14 protein-coding genes are annotated in these 17655 nt (G+C 73.3%); 5 read left to right on the top strand and 9 right to left on the bottom strand.

Annotated features, from left to right (window positions below; genetic code table 11):
- Positions 1-263: 263 nt before the first annotated feature.
- From WN71_RS30570 to WN71_RS30550, 5 genes are all read right to left on the bottom strand, one after another.
- A complete protein-coding gene (locus WN71_RS30570; RefSeq protein WP_046591785.1) occupies positions 264-719 on the bottom strand; it encodes a type II toxin-antitoxin system PemK/MazF family toxin in 456 nt (151 codons plus the stop codon).
- A 51-nt stretch (positions 720-770) separates the two neighbouring features.
- The gene (locus WN71_RS30565) at positions 771-2267 is read right to left on the bottom strand and encodes a flotillin family protein (protein WP_046591784.1); all 1497 of its coding nucleotides are present in this window, start codon (positions 2265-2267) and stop codon (positions 771-773) included.
- 144 nt (positions 2268-2411) lie between these two features.
- Positions 2412-2630 carry a hypothetical protein gene (locus tag WN71_RS30560; protein ID WP_206300181.1) on the bottom strand — a complete coding sequence of 73 codons (219 nt, stop codon included), beginning with the start codon at positions 2628-2630 and terminating at the stop codon, positions 2412-2414.
- A 40-nt stretch (positions 2631-2670) separates the two neighbouring features.
- A complete protein-coding gene (locus tag WN71_RS30555; protein WP_046591782.1) occupies positions 2671-4092 on the bottom strand; it encodes an amidase in 1422 nt (473 codons plus the stop codon).
- A 219-nt stretch (positions 4093-4311) separates the two neighbouring features.
- On the bottom strand, positions 4312-5670 hold the full coding sequence (locus WN71_RS30550) for a lipase family protein (RefSeq protein WP_046591781.1): 1359 nt from the start codon (positions 5668-5670) through the stop codon (positions 4312-4314).
- An 891-nt stretch (positions 5671-6561) separates the two neighbouring features.
- Between WN71_RS30550 and WN71_RS30545 the strand changes: the two genes are divergently transcribed.
- From WN71_RS30545 to WN71_RS30535, 3 genes are all read left to right on the top strand, one after another.
- The gene (locus WN71_RS30545; protein WP_052743189.1) at positions 6562-7023 is read left to right on the top strand and encodes an ATP-binding protein; all 462 of its coding nucleotides are present in this window, start codon (positions 6562-6564) and stop codon (positions 7021-7023) included.
- A gap of 196 nt (positions 7024-7219) precedes the next feature.
- Entirely contained in the window at positions 7220-8935 is a 1716-nt protein-coding gene (locus WN71_RS30540; RefSeq protein ID WP_046591780.1) for a SpoIIE family protein phosphatase, read from the top strand.
- A 175-nt stretch (positions 8936-9110) separates the two neighbouring features.
- Complete coding sequence (locus WN71_RS30535; protein ID WP_046591787.1) at positions 9111-9470, top strand: STAS domain-containing protein; 360 nt, start codon at positions 9111-9113, stop codon at positions 9468-9470.
- Between the two features lie 91 nt (positions 9471-9561).
- Here the strand turns inward: WN71_RS30535 and WN71_RS42040 are convergent, their stop codons facing one another.
- A complete protein-coding gene (locus WN71_RS42040; RefSeq protein WP_167382970.1) occupies positions 9562-11355 on the bottom strand; it encodes a subtype B tannase in 1794 nt (597 codons plus the stop codon).
- Positions 11356-11618: 263 nt separating this feature from the next.
- Between WN71_RS42040 and WN71_RS30525 the strand changes: the two genes are divergently transcribed.
- Positions 11619-13376 carry an MOSC and FAD-binding oxidoreductase domain-containing protein gene (locus WN71_RS30525; protein WP_046591779.1) on the top strand — a complete coding sequence of 586 codons (1758 nt, stop codon included), beginning with the start codon at positions 11619-11621 and terminating at the stop codon, positions 13374-13376.
- A 63-nt stretch (positions 13377-13439) separates the two neighbouring features.
- Positions 13440-14297: a DMT family transporter gene (locus WN71_RS30520; protein WP_046591778.1), complete on the top strand. Its 858-nt coding sequence runs from the start codon at positions 13440-13442 to the stop codon at positions 14295-14297.
- A gap of 223 nt (positions 14298-14520) precedes the next feature.
- Here WN71_RS30520 and WN71_RS30515 read toward each other — a convergent pair whose 3' ends face one another.
- The 3 genes from WN71_RS30515 to WN71_RS42345 all read right to left on the bottom strand — a co-directional run.
- Positions 14521-16713, bottom strand: coding sequence for an ATP-binding SpoIIE family protein phosphatase (locus tag WN71_RS30515; RefSeq protein ID WP_046591777.1), 2193 nt, complete (start codon positions 16711-16713; stop codon positions 14521-14523).
- A 74-nt stretch (positions 16714-16787) separates the two neighbouring features.
- Positions 16788-17390, bottom strand: a complete 603-nt coding sequence (locus tag WN71_RS30510) for a gamma carbonic anhydrase family protein (RefSeq protein WP_046591776.1) — start codon at positions 17388-17390, stop codon at positions 16788-16790.
- 63 nt (positions 17391-17453) lie between these two features.
- On the bottom strand, positions 17454-17655 hold a 202-nt coding region (locus WN71_RS42345; RefSeq protein WP_206300180.1), incomplete at its 5' end, for a hypothetical protein.

Genomic DNA, 17655 nt, shown 5'->3' with positions numbered 1-17655 from the left:
ACAGCTCGCTTCATGAAAGCGCGAGGCTAGGAACGTGCTCGGAGGTCTGGCCTCATCCTTGTCGACGGCTCGTCGGCTCCCCATCCGCCTGGGGCGATGGCAGACGGGATGGGCGTTCCCGGGCACGCCACCACTCCCCGGCCGGTGCTCGCGAGCGGCGCCCCCTTCGTCCTGGAGCCTCGGCGCATGCGCGAAGACCCCGTCCCCAGCGGAAACGCCGGGGACGGGGTCTTCGGGTGGCTTGTGCGGGGTGCTCCGGTGGGTCAGGTCCAGCCGTAGCGTTCGTGCAGGCGGTTGCGGACCAGGTTGAAGCGGCCGCGGTCCAGGGCGCACGCCTCGCGGCGCATGCCGTCCTCGTGGAGGCGTATCACCCGGTCGATGTTGATCCACGAGTCGCGGCCCGAGCGGTCCCACGGGCCGGAGCCGATCGCCACCCACTCGCGGTCGTCGTCGTGCCGCTTGCTCGACAGTTGGACCGCCAGCAGGGTCCCCGCCGCCTCCCGGGCCACCACGAGGACGGGACGGTCCTTGCCGCGGCCGTCGTTCTCCTCGAAGGGCACCCAGGTCCAGACGATCTCACCGGGGTCCGGGTCGCCGTCGTGCGCGGGGGCGTACTCGGTGCGCACCCGGCCCACCTGGTGGGGGTCGGCCTCGGTGGTGGCGGAATCGCCGTACCGGCCGGGCACGTTCTCTTCGGTCTCATCGGTGAAAGCAGTCACGGGGGCACCTTAGAGGGTGCCCCCGCGACCTCATCTCACCGCCTCCACGCGCTACTTCTCGTCCAGCTTCACCGGCACCTGCTGCGCCGGGGGCGCGGTGGCCCCGTTCAGCTGCGAAGTGCCGCTCTGCCCGGTCCCGCCAGCGCCGTTCTGGTTCATCGACGCGAGCAGCTGGCGGGCCAGGCCGAGGCCGGTGCCGCCCATGGTCAGCGCCTTGGCGAACATGTCCGCCATGCCGTCGGCGCCGTTGAGGAGCACCATGTTGTCGACGTTGCCGAACGCCGACGCGCCGGCCTTGACGATCTCCGGCCAGTTCTCGGCGAGTTGCTGGGCGACGACCGCTTCCTGGTTCTCGGCGAGGGCCGCGGCCCGCGCCTTGATGGTCTCCGCCTCGGCGAGACCCTTGGCCCTGGCTGCCTCGGCCTCCGCCAGACCCCTGGCCTGCGCGGCCGCCGCCTCCGCCTCACCCGTGGCCCGGGTGGCGTCGGCCATGGCCGTACCGCGCGTCCTCGTCGACTCGGCCTCGGCTCCGGCGGCCTGCTTGACCCGGCTCGCCTCGGCGGCGGCCGCGAGTTCGGTCTCCTTCGCCTTGGCCTGCGCCGCCGAGATGCGCGCGTCGCGTTCGGCCTCGGCCAGGGTGCGCTTCTCGTACGCCTTGGCGTCCGCCGGCTTGCGGACGTCCGCCTGGAGCTGCTGCTCCCGCCGGTGCGCCTCGAGTTCGGCGACCCGCGTCTCCTGGACGACGACCTCCTGCCGGGAGGCGGCCGCGGCGAGCGGGCCGGCCTGCTGGGACTTGGCGAGCGCCTTGTCCCGTTCGGCCTGGTAGCCCGCCTGGAGGATCTCGCTGTCCCGGGTGGCCTCGGCCATCCGGGCGTACGACGCCTGCTCGGCCTCGGTGGCGAGACGGTTCGCCTCCGCCTGCGCGATACGTGCGTCGCGCTGGACGGCCGCCGCGTGCGGCGCGGCCAGGTTCTGGATGTACCCGGTCGGGTCCTCGATCTCGTGGATCTGCAGCGAGTCGACGATCAGGCCGAGCTTCTCCATCTCCGTGCCGCAGGCGGCCCGGGTCTGCCCGGTCAGCTTCTCCCGGTCGCGGATCATGTCCTCCACGGTCAACCCGCCCACGATCGAACGGAGATGACCGGCGAAGACGTTGTGCACCCGCTCCGCCATCAGTTTCTGCTGGTCCAGGAAGCGCCTGGCCGCGTTGGCGACGGACACGTAGTCGTCGCCCACCTTGAAGATGACCACGCCCCGCACCTTGAGCGGGATGCCCTGCTGGGTGACGCAGTCCACGTGCAGCTCGGTCTCGTTCAGATCGAGCGACAGCTTGCGCACCGCCTGCACACCCGGCAGCACCAGCGTGCCCCGCCCGGTGACGATGCGGAATCCCAGGCCTTCCTCAACGCCCTCGGTCCGGTGCTTGGAGCCCGAGATGATGAGTGCCTCGTTGGGTTCCGCGACCCGCCACATGGCCTTGAACACACCGATCAGCGCGAGGAAGGCGACAACCGCCACCCCCGCGACGACGCCGACGATCATCGGCATACGCCCCCTTTGAATGGTGCCCTCTCGGCACCGAACGAAGGCGAGTGTGCTCCCGTCGGGCAGCGGGGTGAAGTCGCCGGGGATTCCTTGTCGCAATCTTGATACGTAACCCCGCACGCCCCTCTCACCTGGGGCGGAGCACGCTCAACTGTCGTATGCGGGGCTGACGTAGACGGTCCGCGGGGGCAGGTACTCCACCACTATCACCACCGTGCCGCACTCGATCCGGCCGGCACCGGGAGCGGGGTGGGCGAGGAAGTGCTCGGCGCCGCCGCGCACCCGGACGATCACCTCGCCGACGAGCCCGGGTCCGACCGTTCCGGTGACCCGCCCCACGAGCCCGACCATCGACGCATCGTCCATGGTCACAGCGTACGCGGCGGGTCCTGCGGCGTGAACGTCCCTACGCCGCCGAGGAGTCCGCCGTCGGCCGCAGCGGGGGCCACCGCTCGTGCCAGCGCAGCTCCGCCTCCAACTGGGCGGCGACCGACACCAGAAGCGGCTCGCTGTCCGCCGGGCCGAGGAGCTGGCCGCCCACGGGCAGGTCGCCGACGAACCCGGCGGGGACGTTCACCCCGGGCCAGCCGAGGACGTTCCACGGCCAGGCGTAGGGGCACGCGGCGATCATCGCGCGGTCGGTGGCCAGGCCGTTCAGGTTCAGCATGGAGCCGACCAGGGGCGGGGGAGCGGCGGTCGTCGGCGCGAGGACGACGTCGTACGACGTGAAGAAGGCGCCGATGCGCCGCTGGAGGGCGGCCTCTGCGCGCCGGGCCGCGCGCAGCGGCACCCCGCTCAGCAGCCGCCCGACGCGGGCGGAGCCGCGGGTGCGGGGGTCGAGCAGTGCGGGATCGGGCGTGTCGCGGACGTGCTCGGCGATGCCGACGGTCGCGCGGGGCAGGAACGACAGCCCGATCTGCCCGTAGGGCGGGTCGGCCTCCTCGACGGTGTGCCCCAACGCCGCGAGGGTGTCGGCCAGTTCGAGGACGCGTGCCTTCAGCGCGGGGTGCAGACGGGCGGGCAGGGCGGTGAACGGCGGCTTCAGGGAGAGCGCGACGCGCAGCCGCCCCGGGTCGCGGCCGACCGCCGCCGAGATGTCGAGGGCCGGCGGCCGGAAGGGGTCGCGCGGATGGTTGCCGCTGGCCGCGTCGAGCAGCAGGGCCGCGTCCGCGACCGTGCGGGCCAGCGTGCCGTTGACGGTGATCCCCTGGAACGATTCGCCGCGCGGCCAGGTCGAGATGCGGCCGCGCTGCGGCTTGATGCCGACGAGATGGGTCCAGGAGGCCGGGATGCGCACCGATCCCGCGCCGTCCGAGCCGAGCGCGGCCGGAACGAGCCCCGCGGCGACGGCCGCCGCGGACCCGCCGGACGAACCCCCGGGCGTGTGCGCCGAGTTCCACGGATTGCGGGTGGCGCCGAACGCGGGCCCCTCGGTGAACGGCCACTGGCCCAGCTCGCAGGTGTTGGTCTTGCCGACCACGATCGCGCCGGCCGCGCGCAGCCGCCGTACCGCCTCGCCGTCCGCGACGGCCGGCGGGAAGTCGCCGCGGCAGCCGAACGCGGTGGGCTCGCCCGCCACGTCCATGTCGTCCTTGACGGCGACCGGCACGCCGAGCAGCGGCAGGCGCACTCCCGCGGCGCGCCGCGCGTCCGCGGCGTCGGCCTCGGCGAGCGCGGCGTCGTACCGCACGATCCGGAAGGCGTTGAGGGAGCCCTGCGCGGCCTCGATCCGCGCGAGGGCCTCGGTGACGAGCTGACGTGACGTCACTTCGCCTGCGGCAACGGCACGTACGGACTCGGCGAGGCCGGCGGCACGGTCGAGCGTCATGGGGGGACACCTCCGGGGGCACGTGAACTACCGAACGGTAACCTCCGGGGTGGGGGGTGTGTACAGGTTGCGCACAGGCGGAATCCGGCCGTGTCGGGAGCGGCGGAGTCCGACTGCGCGCATCACGGGCCGCGTACCACAAGCCGCGCACCGGCGGCCGAAGGCTCATTGGCCGATGGCCGATGGCCGATGGCCGAAGGCGGTGCGCGGCCCGTGCCGTCACGGTTGCAGGAACATCGTCGCGCAGTTGGACGTGGCGCTCTTGCCGGAGACCCGGTCGGTCAGCCAGTCGATGGCGTCGCCCTGGTCGGTGAGGAGCGGCGCGACGTGGTTCGTCAGCAGCTTGTCGCCGAGGTTGGGCAGGACGATGGCCTTGTACGTGACGTTCGCGCCCTTCTTGCACCAGTCGACGGCGAGTTGGCGGGCCTGGGCGTGCGGGACGATGTCGTCCTCGACGCCGGTCGCCACGCGCACCGGGCTGGTGGGGGTCAGGTTGCCGATGTGCTGGGCGCCGAGCACGTTCTGCAGGAGCGGCTCGTCGCTGACGATGTCCGAGATGGACTCGCCGTTCTTCGTCCACTTCGTGCTGCTGGAGAAGGCGTATCCGAGGATCGCGTCCCCGGTGCACATCGTCGACAGATCCGTCAGCGCGGCCTTGCCCGCCGAGTTGAGATAGGTGTCGGCGAGCGGCTGCAGTTCGGGGTTCGACTGGAGGAAGCCGTTGAGCGACCAGCCCAGCGCGCCGGCCAGCGCGCTGCCGTCGATGCCCTTGATGACCGCCGTGAGATCGGCGGGCGGCGCGCCCGCGTAGGTCCCGGACAGGGTGACGTCCGGGGCGTAGGACGGCTGGAGTTCGGCGGCCGCGGCGGTGGCCCCGCCGCCCTGGCTGTAGCCGTACAGGCCCACCCGGGAGGAGCCGGTGAGGGAGGTGCCCGGCAGGGAGCGGGCCGCGCGGACCGCGTCGAGCACCGCGTGGCCCTCGTCGAGCCGGTTGACGTAGGTGTGCAGCCGGTCGGTCGCGCCGAGCCCGACGTAGTCGGTGACGACGACGGCGATCCCCGCCGACAGCAGCCGGTAGATGGCCAGGTCCTCGTACCCGACCGACACCGTCTCGCCGTCGATGGTCAGCGGGTGCTCCAGGGCCATGGAGGCGGAGCACTGGTCGCCCTGGCCCATGGTGCCGGGCGCGACGGCGACCAGCGGGCGGGCCCCGCTGCCCTGCCAGGCGGTCGACGGCTCGATGTAGGCGCCGGTGACGGCGACCGGTTGCCCGTTGGAGTCGGTCGACTTGTACATGATCCGGGTCGCGGTGCCCGGGAACTCGCCGCCGGGGATCGGCAGGCTGAGGGCGAGGGACAGGGACTCGCTGCGGATCAGGGTCCCGTTCGTGGCGGGCAGCGAGGACGGCGGGTCGTAGAAGGCGGGGATGGTCACCCCGCGGGAGACCACCGCGGCGCCGTCGGTGGCGGCGACGGCGGCCGTCGCCTGCGCGCCGATGACGGTCAGGGCGACGGCGGCGCAGAACAGCAGTCGGCCGGCCGGGGGGTGCGGGTGGTCCGCTCTCGTCGATCGAAGCATGCGGCTCGCTCCTTCTGATCGGTGGGGGTGTGGGGAGGTGCGGGTGCTGGTGCACAGGCGCGGGTGCGGAGGGGTGCGCCGGTGCGGACGGGCGCGCCTGTCGGGATGGGCACGCCGAGGGAGCGCCTCAACCCGTGCGGGGCGGGGTGGGCGCGGGCGGAACGCCGTGTTCGTACGCGTGGTCGGGCGCCGACGGAGCGCCGTACCCCGTGCGCGGTCACCGGCATGCGGGCATGCCGGTGGGGCCGGGCACGGGGACGGCACGGGGGGTGGCGGTCGGGCGGCGGCCCGAGGGCAGCCGGAAGGGGCCGGAGGGAGCCGGGCACCGGCCCGGGGCGCGGTCCGGCGGCGGGCCGCCCGCAGGCGGCCCGCGGCCGTGACGGCACAACGGGTGGTGGCGGCAGACGCCGGGTGATGACCTCTGGCGCGCGTGTTCCGGCCCGCCCGGAACACGCGGCGCGAGGGCGGCTCTTGCACGGTGGGGAAGGGAGTGGGGGGGAGCGGCGCGCCGAACTGACTGCCAGGCACGTCACGTGTTGTGCACGTTAGTTACTCGCCAGTCAGTTGAAGACTGTAGAACGGGTGTCACTGAGTGACAAGATGTCTGCGAGGGGCATTTCCTGCGGTCCGGCCACCGGTCCGAACGGGCCGTTCGCGGTGGATCGGCACGGCGTGCCGTCCGGCCGGGAGAGGCGATCGTCCCCTCGATCGCACGGCGCGCCGTCCGGCCGAGGGCGGTGGTCGTCCTCCCGGCGCCGTCCGACCGAGGGCGGTGGTCGTGCTCCCGGTGCCGTCCGCCCGTGGGGGTGATCACCCCGGGCCGGCAGCGTGCGGGCGTCCTGGAGGGGTAGGCGCGAAGAGAGTGACACCCGCTGCACGAAGGGGGTTCGGATGACGCCGGCCCTGATGGGCGACGACGGCGTGGCGGCAGGCGCCGCCGGTCGTTCTCTCCATGACACCGCCGTCCTGAACGGGGACGCGGCCTGCGTCGCCCAGGCCCGGCGCCGAGCCGCCGGGTTCCTCGACCTGGCGCGCGCCGAGCACGGCGTACCCGTGTCGAGACGCGCGTGCGACCTGCTCCAGCTCGTCGTGAGCGAGCTGGTCACCAACGCCTGCAAGTACGCCGGCGGGCCGATCCGGCTCGATCTGCGGATCGCGTCCGGCCTGGTCGAGGTCGCCGTCCGGGACGGCAATCCGGCCCTGCCGGTGGTCGGGACGGCGGACGCGAGCCGGGTGGGCCGGCACGGCCTGGAGATCGTGTCGGCCGTGTGCCGCAGCTTCGAGGCCGTGGCGGAGGCGGCCGGCAAGCGCCTCACCGCGCGCCTCCCGCTGACGGAGGGCGCGGCTGCCTGAACGCCGTCACGGACATCGACGTACGACGGGAATGCGCCCGTATGCTGTCCGGCTTACGGTCGTACGGGCATACGGTCGCATGAGTGTCGTACGGGCATTCGGACATACGGGCATACGACGCCGTACAGGCGTACGGCCCTACGACACTGGGGGCACCGCACCGGGCCGGGCGGGCCGAATGTGAGGAGGCAGGCGGATGGCGGGGCAGGAGACCACGGGCACCGAGAGCCGGCAGGCCCGTGAGCCGTCCGCCGCTCGCGTCGCCGAGGTCCTGGAGGCCATCGGGGCGGGCGCGTACGTCGTGAACGAGCGGGGTGAGATCACCGCCGTGAACACCGCCGCCGAGCGGCTGCTCGACCGGACGGCCGCGGAGCTCCTCGGCCGCGACGCGCACGATCTGCTGCATCGGGGGCCGCAGGGGCAGCCGCTGCCCGCGACCCGGTGCGGGATGCGGCAGGCGTTCCACGCCCGCCGTACCGCCCAGGCCGCCGAGGACCACTTCGCCCGCGGCGACGGGTCCGTCCTCGAAGTCTCCTGGCTGGTCACGCCGTACATTCCCGCCGACGGGCACGGCGAATGGACGCTCGTCGTCTTCCACGTCCCCCATCGGGAAGCCGGCGGCGTCCTGCCCGCCGAGCGCGCCAGGGCCGCGATGAGCGAGCACGAGCGGCTGGCGCTGCTCGCCGAGACCACCACGCGGCTGACGTCCACGCTCGACGTGGAGGCGACGCTGCGCCGGCTGGTCGACCTGGTCCTGCCGCGGCTCGCGGACTGGGTCGTCATCGACCTGATCACCGACCGCGACGAGGTGTGGCGCACGGCCGTCGTCGAGGCGGACGGCGACCGCCTGGTGCACCACGAGGACCTGGAAGGGCCGATGCCGCCCGTCCCGGAGGAGTCCCCGATGCCGCTGTCACGGGCGCTGCGCGGGGTGACCTCGGCGATCGCCGGACCGCAGACCTACGAACGGGCACCGGACTCCGGCATCGCCGTCGAACAGCACCGCCTGTTCGAGGTCACCGGAATGCACTCCGCGGCCATCGTGCCCATCCGCAGCACCCGTGCCGTCCTGGGCGCGCTCACCCTGGGGCGCGCCGGGAAGAGCGGCGATTTCACCGCGACCGACCTGCCCCTGTTCGAGGACATCGCCCGCCGTGCCGCCCTCGCGCTGGACAACGCGCGCCTGTACCAGCGCCAGCGCAAGGTCGCCGAGACCATGCAGAACCACCTCCTGCCGCAGATGCCGCAGGTGCCCGGCCTCCGGATGGCCGTGCGCTATCTGCCCGCCCCCGACGCCTCCCAGGTCGGCGGCGACTGGTACGACGCCTTCACCCTGCCCGAGGGCACCACCGCGCTGGCCGTCGGCGACGTGGTCGGGCACGACCTGGAGGCCGCGGCCGGCATGGCCCAGCTGCGGAACATGCTGCGCGCCTACGCCTGGTCGCGTGGTACGCCCTGCAGCCGGGTCGTGGAGCGCCTCGACGAGGCGATCATGCCCATCACCGACGTCACCATGGCCACCCTCGTCTTCGCCAAGGTGACCGCGGCGGAAGGCGGTTGGGAGCTGTCCTGGACCAACGCCGGGCACCCGCCGCCGCTGCTCATCACCCGCGAGGGCCTCGCCCGGTACCTCACCGACGGCCACGGACTGCTGCTGGGCACCGGGGTGCGCACCTCCCGCCCCGACGCCACGGCCGTCCTGCCGCTCGCGTCCACGCTGCTCCTCTACACGGACGGGCTCGTCGAGGCGCCGGGGAGCACCCTCGACGAGGGCATGAACCGGCTGCGGCAGCACGCCGCCGCCCTCGCCCACCGGCCGCTGGAGTCGTTCACCGACGAACTGCTGCGCCGCGTCCGCCCGAGCGGGCACGACGACGTGGCCCTGCTGGCCCTGCGCACACCGGACCGGTGACCGGCGGGAATCGGCGAGTGAAGTGAACGGCGGATGCTCGGGTGGCGTGATTCCGCCGCGGAACATCTTCAGCATGGCAATGCCAACGACGTGCGTCACCAGTACGATGCGCGCACCGTTGTTCCACTTCCCGGGAGTGCCGTACGGCGTCGGGACGACCGCTGTCGAGGAGAACGTGGCAGGTTTCGAAGGGCGGGCGGAGGAGCACCGTCTGTCGGTCGCGCACTCCCGCACCGACGGCGCCGACGTGCTGACCGTGACCGGCGAGATCGATCGGGACAGCGCTCCGCTGCTGCTCAGGGCCGCGGCGGCCGGGTCCGGCGCGGAGCGGACGGTGCTGGACTTCGGCGGCGTCACGTTCATGGACTCCAGCGGCATCAACGCGCTCATCGCCGCCCACCGGACCGTGGGGGAGCGCGGCGGGCGGCTGTTCCTGGCGGCCCTGAGGCCGGAGATCGCCCGGATCATCGAGATCGTCGGCCTCGACACCGTGATCCTGTGCCGTGACTCGGTCGGGGACGCGCTGAAGTCCTGAGGGCGGGCCTGCCCAACGGTCGCGGTCCGCGCCCCTCTGACCGGTCGCGGGCCCGGTCCGTGCCGGACCGGACCCGCGCGGGGCGGTGTCGTCAGCGGTGGTGGGCGAGCGGGTCGCCCGCCTGTCCGACCACCTTCGCGATCCAGGCCATCGCCTCCGGCACGTCGTAGTTGCCGGCGTGCGGCTGGTTCCAGGCGAGGTGGTAGTCCAGGTTCTTGACCTGCTTGTCCGCGGAGAGCGCCCGGTCCAGGTTGATCGAGATGATGAACGAGGTGTCCCGGTCACGGGTGCCGTTGCGGACGTACCAGTTGGGCGCCGTGTCCGCGCTCGTGCCGACGAAGTCCATCGGGTCGATCAGGTGGATCTGGTCGTCGACGGTCGTGCTGCGCTTGCTGATGTACTGCTTCCACGTCAGGCCGGTGTCGTCGAGGCCGCTGCCGTCGCCCGCGACGTTGTTGTGGTCCCAGCTGAACTCGGTGTAGTTCATGTACTTCTGGGTCGGCGGACCGAAGAGGTTGGTCTCGGTGCCGCTCGTGGTGTTGCCGTAGACGCCGACCGCGTCGAAGGCGGGCGTCGTCTTCAGCGTGGCCTGGGTGGCGACGAAGTCCAGGTACTTCTTCATGTCGACCGACCGCACCGTGCCGGTGGCGGCGTCGACGTCGATCCAGTCGTTGACGTAAGTCTTCGTGGTGGGCGGGCCGCCGGGGCCGCCGGACGTGATCTCGAAGGTGCCGCCCAGCGGCGGGATCGTGTGGGTGGGATCCGCGCGCAGATAGCTCTCCGCGGAGCGGATCACCTCCTTCTTGATCGTCTCGATCATGGTGTCGGCCGTCAGCCGCGAGCCGTCCGGGTTGCGCAGCCCGAGGCTCTTCTCGTACGCCGGGAAGCCGGCCGCGATCGTGGCGGCGTCCGCGGGCTGGGCGTTCTCGCCGGTGTCGTCGCGGGTGCCGAGCACGTTGTACAGCCACTCGTACGCCGTGTCCGCGTCCCCGAGATCGGTGATCGGGCAGTACGCGTTCACCGCGAAGACGTCGTCGCGCAGGGTGCTGCGCCCGTGCTCGTCGATGCCCGCGGCGCCGATCGCCGCCAAGGAGGAGTCGTACTCGGGGCTGTTGCCCGACGCGCCGAGGATCGACGACAACGCGCCGCCGCCGCTGGTGCCGTTGACGACGATCCGCTCCGCGCTGCCGGGCATCGTCGCGTCGTTCAGACGCAGGTAGCGCACGGCGGCCTTCGCGTCGACGACCGCCGCGGGCGCCTTGCCCGGCGAGGAGCCGTCCGCCCCGGCCAGCCCGCGGCTTCGGTTGGCGACGTCCACGAAGACGTAGCCGGCCTTCAGCGCGGCGCCGACGTTGCTCGTCGAACTGCTGTAGGACGCGCCGTCGGTCACGCTGGCCTTGATGTAACTGGCCATCCAGCCCGCGTTGTTGACCGCGAAGTAGATCGGCGCCCGCTGGTCGGTGAAGGCGCTCTCGGGCACGAACACGTTCATGCTCTCGTAGCCGCAGCGGGTGTTGTCGATCGTGGTGGTGCCGCCCATGCCGCTCTGCTGCGCCGCCGCCTCCACGGGGTTCGCGACGTAGCAGATCTCCTTGTACTGCCGTACGGCGACCGGTTGTCCGTCGACGTTCACGGTGAGCGTCGTGTACGCGGACGGGTCGAACGACAGGGCGGCGTCCTGCGGGTCGGCGGCGTGCGCGCGGGCCCCCGCCGCCCGCGGAGCGGCCGCCGCCAGCGCGGTCGGCAGCGCGGCGACCGCCAGGGTGAGGGAACCCACGAGCGCCGTACTGCTCAACAGGCGCCTGCGGGACGGGAGTCGGCGCCCTCCCGCACCCGTGGACGGTGCGTGCGCGATGCCGGCGGCGTCCGGCGAGAACCTCTGCATCGGATCTCCCTCGTCGTGTACCAAGTGATGCACTGACATCTCGGGCCCAGGGCGTCACGCACGCTACAAGATTGTTAACAAAATGCACACCGATAATGCAGACATTTTTGTGGGAGATTAGGTCCGCGACGTCGGCCGCATCGGCCGCGCGACCGCTCCGGCCGCACCGAGTGCCCCGGCCGTCCGATCGCGGGAGTCCGCGCCCCCGAACTAGGATCGGCACGGGACAGATCACCGCGGGAGGCGGAGGGCGGAGGTCCGCGATGGCGACGCTGCTGTCGGTCAACGTCGGGATGCCGCGGGACGTGCCCTGGCAGGGCCGGACCGTGCACACGGGGGCGTGGAAGTCCCCGGTCGACGGCCCGCGCATGGTGCGGCGGCTCAATGTCGACGGCGACGGTCAGGGGGACCTCGGCGGCCACGGCGGCGAGATCCGCGCGGTCCTCGTCTACCAGGTGCAGTCCTACCAGTACTGGCAGAAGCAACTCGGCCGCGACGACCTGACGTTCGGGATGTTCGGCGAGAACTTCACGGTCGACGGGCTGCCCGACGACGAGGTCCGCGTCGGCGACCGCTACCGCGTCGGCGAGAGGGCGGAGTTCGAGGTCACCCAGCCGCGCGTCACCTGCTATCGCGTCGGGATGCGGCTGGGGGAGCCGGCCATGGCCTCGCTGCTGGTCGCGCACCACCGCCCCGGCTTCTACCTGCGGGTGATCACCGAGGGCCGGGTCGCGGCGGGCGACCCGATCACGTTGGTGCGCCGGGGACCCGAGGACCTCACCGTCGCCGACATCGACGCCCTGCTGTATCTGCCGCACCGCGACCCCGACTCGCTGCGCAGGGCGCTGAACATCCCCGCGCTGAGCCCCGGTTGGCAGCAGTCCTTCCGTGAACTCGCCGCCGCCCCGCTCCCCGCGCCGGAGCCGGGCTGGCCGGGCTTCAGAGCCCTGCGCGTCGCGCGCGTCGACCGGGAGACCCCCGCGATCTCCTCGCTCCACCTGGAGTCCGCCGACGGCAGTCGCCTGCCCGAGGCCCGCCCCGGCCAGTATCTGACCCTGCGCCTGCCCGTCGACGGCGGCGCCCCCGCCGTCCGCAGCTACTCCCTGTCCTCCGCGCCCGGCTCGGCCGGCTACCGCATCAGCGTCAAGCACGAGCCCAACGGACAGGTCAGCGGCTGGATCCACACCAGCCTCCACCCCGGCGACCTCGTCGACGTCGCGAGCCCCCGCGGCACGTTCGTCCTCGAAGCGGGCGTCCGGCCCGTCGTCCTGGTCTCCGCCGGGATCGGCGTCACGCCCGTGCTCGCGATGCTCCACCGGCTCGCGGCCGACCGGGACCCGCGCCCCGTCTGGTGGATCCACACCGCGCACGACCGCGCCCACCACGCCTTCGCCGAGGAGGCCCACGAACTGCTGGCCGACCTCCCCGACGCCCACGAGGTCGTCCACTACACCGCGGGCGGTGTCCCGACCGGCACGGCCCCCCACGTCACCGCGGCCACCGCGGTCACCGCGGGGGACTCCCTGGTCACCCCGGGCCGGCCCACCGCCGAGTCGCTCGCGGCCCTCGGCATCCCCGCCGACGCCGACGCCTATCTCTGCGGACCGACCGCGTTCATGGACGACCTCACCGGCCTGCTGCGCGGGCTGGGCCTGAGCGCCGACCACATCCACACGGAGCAGTTCGGCGCGCTCTCCGCCATCAACCCCGGGGTCACCTCCACCACGGCCGTACGGCCGCACCCGCCGGCGGGCGCCCCGGGCACCGGCCCCCGGGTCACCTTCGCCCGCAGCGGACTCACCACCGCCTGGTCGCCCGCCCGCGCCTCGCTCCTGGAACTCGCCGAGGCCTGCGACGTGCCCACCCGCTACTCGTGCCGCACCGGCGTCTGCCACACCTGCGTCACACCGCTCGTCTCGGGCGAGATCACCTACACCACCCCGCCCCTCGAACCCCCCGCCCCCGACGAGGTGCTGGTCTGCTGCGCGAGCCCGGTGACGGAGGTCGTCCTGGACCTCTGAGCGGACCGCTGCGCGCGGTCGTCCCGGACTGAACCTGCGGCCACGAAAGGGCATGGTGGACTCATGACCGTGCTCGCCGTGCTCTTCGCCGTCCTGGGCGCCGTGAGCAACGCCGTCGGCACGGCCTTTCAGCGCAAGGCCGCGGCCGACGTGCCCCGGGGCGGCGGCGTACGGCTGCTGCTCGCCCTCGTGCGCCGCCCCGCCTGGGCCATCGGCATCGCCGGGGTCTGCTGCGCTGCGCTGTTCCAGGCCCTGGCTCTCATCAACGGCCCGATGGCGCTCGTACAGCCGCTGTTCATCCTGGAGCTGCCGTTCGCGCTGCTGATCGGCACCCGGCTGCTGCACCGCAGGCTGAACCCTGACGGCTGGCGGGCCGTCGCGGGCATGGTGGGCGGGCTCGCCCTGCTGCTCGTCGCGGCGGCCCCGGCCGGCGACGAGGAGCAGGCGTCCATGCTGCGCTGGATCCCGGTCCTGGCCGTGACGCTGGGCGCGATCACCGCCGCGGTGCTGCTCGCGCGGTCCTCCGCCTCAGCGCTGTTCCGCGCCGCGGCGCTGGCGACGGGCGCCGCGATCGGCAACGCGCTGACCGCGGCACTGCTGAAGTCCGCCACCGGCCGGCTCGCCGACGACGGTCTGACGGCCTTCCTCACCGCCTGGCAGACGTACGGCTTCGCGATCACCGGGGTCGGGGCGCTGCTCCTGCTGGAGAACGCGCTCCAGGCCGGACCGCTGGTCGCCTCCCAGCCCGCGCTGACCATCGGCGACGCGGCGGTCAGCCTGCTGCTGGGCGTGGCGCTGTTCGACGAGACCGTACGGACCGGCTGGTGGCTGCTGCCCGAGGCGATCGGCGCGGGACTGATCCTGTGGGGCGTGCTGCGGCTGACCCGGGTGGTGCCGCGGCTGGCCGACGTCGTGCACTGACCGCACTGACCGCACTGACCGCACTGACCGCACAGGTCCGGCTGGTCCGGCAGGTCCGGCGTCCTCGGCCGGGTGCCCGGTTCGGCTGCGGGTCTCGTCGTGGTCGATCGCGCAGTTCCCCGCGCCCCTGAGGAGTGCCGCCCGGCGCCCACCGAGGGGTGCGGGGAACCGCGCCCCCGCGGGCGCGGCCAACTGCGCGGCTGCCCCGTCCGGACCGGCGCCGCTACAGCAGGTCCGACTCGCTCAGCTCGGCCCAGACCGTCTTGCCCAGGCGGGCGTGGCGCGTGCCCCAGCGCTCGGCGAGCTGCGCGATCAGCAGCAGCCCGCGGCCGCCCTCGTCGAAGGTGCGGGCGCGGCGCAGATGCGGGGTGGTGCTGCTGGCGTCGGAGACCTCGCACAGCAGGCCCCGGTCGTGGATCAGGCGTAGCCGGATGGGCGGGCGGCCGTACCGGATGGCGTTCGTGACCAGCTCGCTGACCACCAGTTCCGCGGAGAACTCCAGCTCGTCGAGGCCCCACTCGCTCAGCTGCCGGGTGAGGTTGGCGCGGGCCTCGGAGACGGCGCTGGGGTCGGACGGCAGGTCCCAGTCCGCGACATGGGCCGACCCGAGGGCGCGGGTGCGGGCCAGCAGCAGGGCGATGTCGTCGTCCTGCCGCACCGGCAGCAGCGCGCTGAGCACGGCGTCGCGGGTCGCCTCCAGGGAGGGCGCCGGCTGGCTGAGGGCCTCGCTCAGCAGCTTGAGGCCGGTGTCGAGGTCGTGCTCGTGGGACTCGACCAGACCGTTGGTGTACAGGGCGAGCAGGCTGCCCTCGGGGAGTTCGATCTCCACCGACTCGAACGGCAGCCCGCCCAGGCCCAGGGGCGGTCCGGGCGGCAGGTCGAGCAGCTCGGCGGTGCCGTCGGGAGCGACCAGCACGGGCAGGTAGTGGCCCGCGCGGGCGATGGTGCAGCACCGGGACACGGGGTCGTAGACAGCGTAGATGCAGGTCGCGCCCAGCTCCTCGTCCTCGGTCTCGGGGAGCGTCTCGTCGGTGCCCTCGGAGGACAGCCGCAGGACGACGTCGTCGAGGTGGGTGAGCAGCTCGTCCGGCGGCAGGTCGATGTCGGCGAGGGTGCGGACGGCGGTGCGGAGCAGGCCCATGGTGGCGGCCGCGTGGATGCCCCGGCCGACGACGTCGCCCACCACCAGGGCCACCCGGGCGCCGGAGAGCGGGATGACGTCGTACCAGTCGCCGCCCACGTCCGCCTCCGCGCCCGCGGGCAGATAGCGGCTCGCGACCTGCACGGCGGACTGCTTCTCGGTGTGCCGTGGCAGCAGGCTGCGCTGGAGGGCGAGGGCGGCGGCCCGCACATGCGTGTAGCGGCGGGCGTTGTCGACGGCGACGGCCGCCCTGGTGGTGACGTCCTGGGCGAGCAGCAGGTACTCGTCGTCGAAGCGGTTGGGCTGCCGGTGGCGGACGAACTGGGCGACGCCCAGGACGGCGTCGCGGGCGCACAGCGGCACCACCAGGGTGGAGCGGGGCTGCCCGTCGTAGGCGCCCTCGTCCCCGCCCCCGTTGCCGTCTCCGCCCCCGTTCCCGTTGCCGCCCTCGGTCCCGTTCCCGTGGTCGTCCCCGTTGCCGGGCCGGGCGCCGAACCGGACGGGTCGGCCGGTGGCCAGGGCGCGGGCCTGCGGTGAGTCCTCCGGGCAGGTGTGCAGCTGGTGCAGGCGCAGCTCCGGGTCAGGACCGCTCCCGGACGAGCTCTGCGCGACCCGGCGCAGTACGAACGGCTCGTCCAGCCGGGTCGTCGGGCCCTGGAGCAGGGAGTCGAGCAGGTCGACGGTCACCAGGTCGGCGAAGCGCTCGGCGCCGAAGTCGGCGAGTTCCTGGGTGGTGCGGGCGATGTCCAGGGTGGTGCCGATGCGCCGGCTCGCGTCGTTCATCACGGAGATCCGCCAGCGCATCCGACGGTCCCGCTCCTCCTGGTACGCCGACACCCCGCGCTCGGCCATCCGCTCGACGTAGCCGGTCGCCTTGGCCACGATGTCGCGGGAGGCGGCGCTGATCAGCGCGGCGTCGTCGGTCAGCCGGGGCATCTCCGCCAGCAGCCGGTCGACGACGACCTCCTGGCCCAGCCGGAAGGCGCGCAGCACCGCGCTGACCGGGGTCCCGTGCCGGGCGAGCCTGCGGGCGCGCGCCACGTCGGCCTCGGGGGTCCTGATCCTGCTCGGCGCGACGCCCTCCTCCAGGGCGGCCAGGGAGGCGAGCACGTGGTCGGTGATGTTCTGCGCGGTGAGGCGGGCGATGTCGGGGTCGTCCCAGACCTCCGGGACACCGCGGCGCAGGGACTGCTGGACGTCCTCGATCAGCTGGTCCGCCCGCAGGCCGACCTCGCGCGCGGCGCAGGACACGAGACGGTCCACGGTGACGTCCACAAGGACGACGTTACCGGTGCCGGAACGGTCCCTCACCCTAGGAGGCGCTTACGGGGAGGTGACGGCGGCGGCTGTCACTCCTCCGGGTCGAGCACCCGGTCCTCGCGGTGGGCGCCGTAGAAGGCGCTCTGGCGGGCCATGATCTCCCGCATCGAGGTGCCGCGCGGGACGCCGTACACCGTCCCGGGGAAGTCCAGCTCGCGCTGGACCGCCCAGATCTCGTCGTGCCGGTCGGGCGGGAAGAGCTGGGCCGGGTCGCCCACCGCGATCCAGCCGATCGGCACCACGGCGCCGGGTTCGAGACGGGTCCCGACCTGTACGACGGCGTTGATCCGCACCTCCGCGCCGGGGCCCGCGACCGAGCCGGGGAACAGCGACGCGCCGGTGGCGACGAAGACCTCGTCACCGAGGGTGGCCCCGTTGACGTGGGCGTGCGGGCCGACCAGGACGGCGTCGCCGAACACGGCAGGGTGCCCGGCGCGGCCGCGCACCAGGGCGTGCTCCATCACGACGGTGTCCCGGCCGACGCGCACTTCGCCGTCCTCCGCCGTCAGTACGGCGCCGTGCAGCACGCGCGCGCCCTCGCCGAGTACGACGGCGCCGCACAGGGTGGCGGACGGCGCGACGTACGCCGACGCGGGGACGACGGGTCTGCGGCCGCGGTGCTCGATCAGCATGTGGGTCCTTCCGGGCGGATCCATGGGTGCGCAGCCCAGTTCACCCGAGCAAGGGCTTGTGGATCAAGCTCGTTGCGGGCGGCCCCGGTCGGCGGCCGGGCGGCGGGTGCACCGGCGGTCGTCCGAGGCGGGCCGGGGGCGGGTGCCGGTCCAGGAGGGGTCGGCCGCGCGGACGTGGATGTCCCTCGGGCGGCGGAGGGGGAGCGGCGGGGCCGTGCGCGGGGTGGGCGGCAGATCAGGGATGTGCGGTCGGGTCATGCGGGCA

Source organism: Streptomyces mangrovisoli, from assembly GCF_000974985.2.
GTDB lineage: Bacteria > Actinomycetota > Actinomycetes > Streptomycetales > Streptomycetaceae > Streptomyces > Streptomyces mangrovisoli.
This window is presented reverse-complemented; position numbering and strand designations above follow the sequence as displayed.

What these genes read in the sequence shown, in the direction of transcription:
- WN71_RS30565 (WP_046591784.1), bottom strand. Translation starts at nt 2,267, where the DNA reads ATGCCGATGATCGTCGGCGTCGTCGCGGGGGTGGCGGTTGTCGCCTTC.
- WN71_RS30560 (WP_206300181.1), bottom strand. Translation starts at nt 2,630, where the DNA reads ATGGACGATGCGTCGATGGTCGGGCTCGTGGGGCGGGTCACCGGAACG.
- WN71_RS30555 (WP_046591782.1), bottom strand. Translation starts at nt 4,092, where the DNA reads ATGACGCTCGACCGTGCCGCCGGCCTCGCCGAGTCCGTACGTGCCGTT.
- WN71_RS30550 (WP_046591781.1), bottom strand. Translation starts at nt 5,670, where the DNA reads ATGCTTCGATCGACGAGAGCGGACCACCCGCACCCCCCGGCCGGCCGA.
- WN71_RS30545 (WP_052743189.1), top strand. Translation starts at nt 6,562, where the DNA reads ATGACGCCGGCCCTGATGGGCGACGACGGCGTGGCGGCAGGCGCCGCC.
- WN71_RS30540 (WP_046591780.1), top strand. Translation starts at nt 7,220, where the DNA reads ATGGCGGGGCAGGAGACCACGGGCACCGAGAGCCGGCAGGCCCGTGAG.
- WN71_RS42040 (WP_167382970.1), bottom strand. Translation starts at nt 11,355, where the DNA reads ATGCAGAGGTTCTCGCCGGACGCCGCCGGCATCGCGCACGCACCGTCC.
- WN71_RS30525 (WP_046591779.1), top strand. Translation starts at nt 11,619, where the DNA reads ATGGCGACGCTGCTGTCGGTCAACGTCGGGATGCCGCGGGACGTGCCC.
- WN71_RS30520 (WP_046591778.1), top strand. Translation starts at nt 13,440, where the DNA reads ATGACCGTGCTCGCCGTGCTCTTCGCCGTCCTGGGCGCCGTGAGCAAC.
- WN71_RS30510 (WP_046591776.1), bottom strand. Translation starts at nt 17,390, where the DNA reads ATGCTGATCGAGCACCGCGGCCGCAGACCCGTCGTCCCCGCGTCGGCG.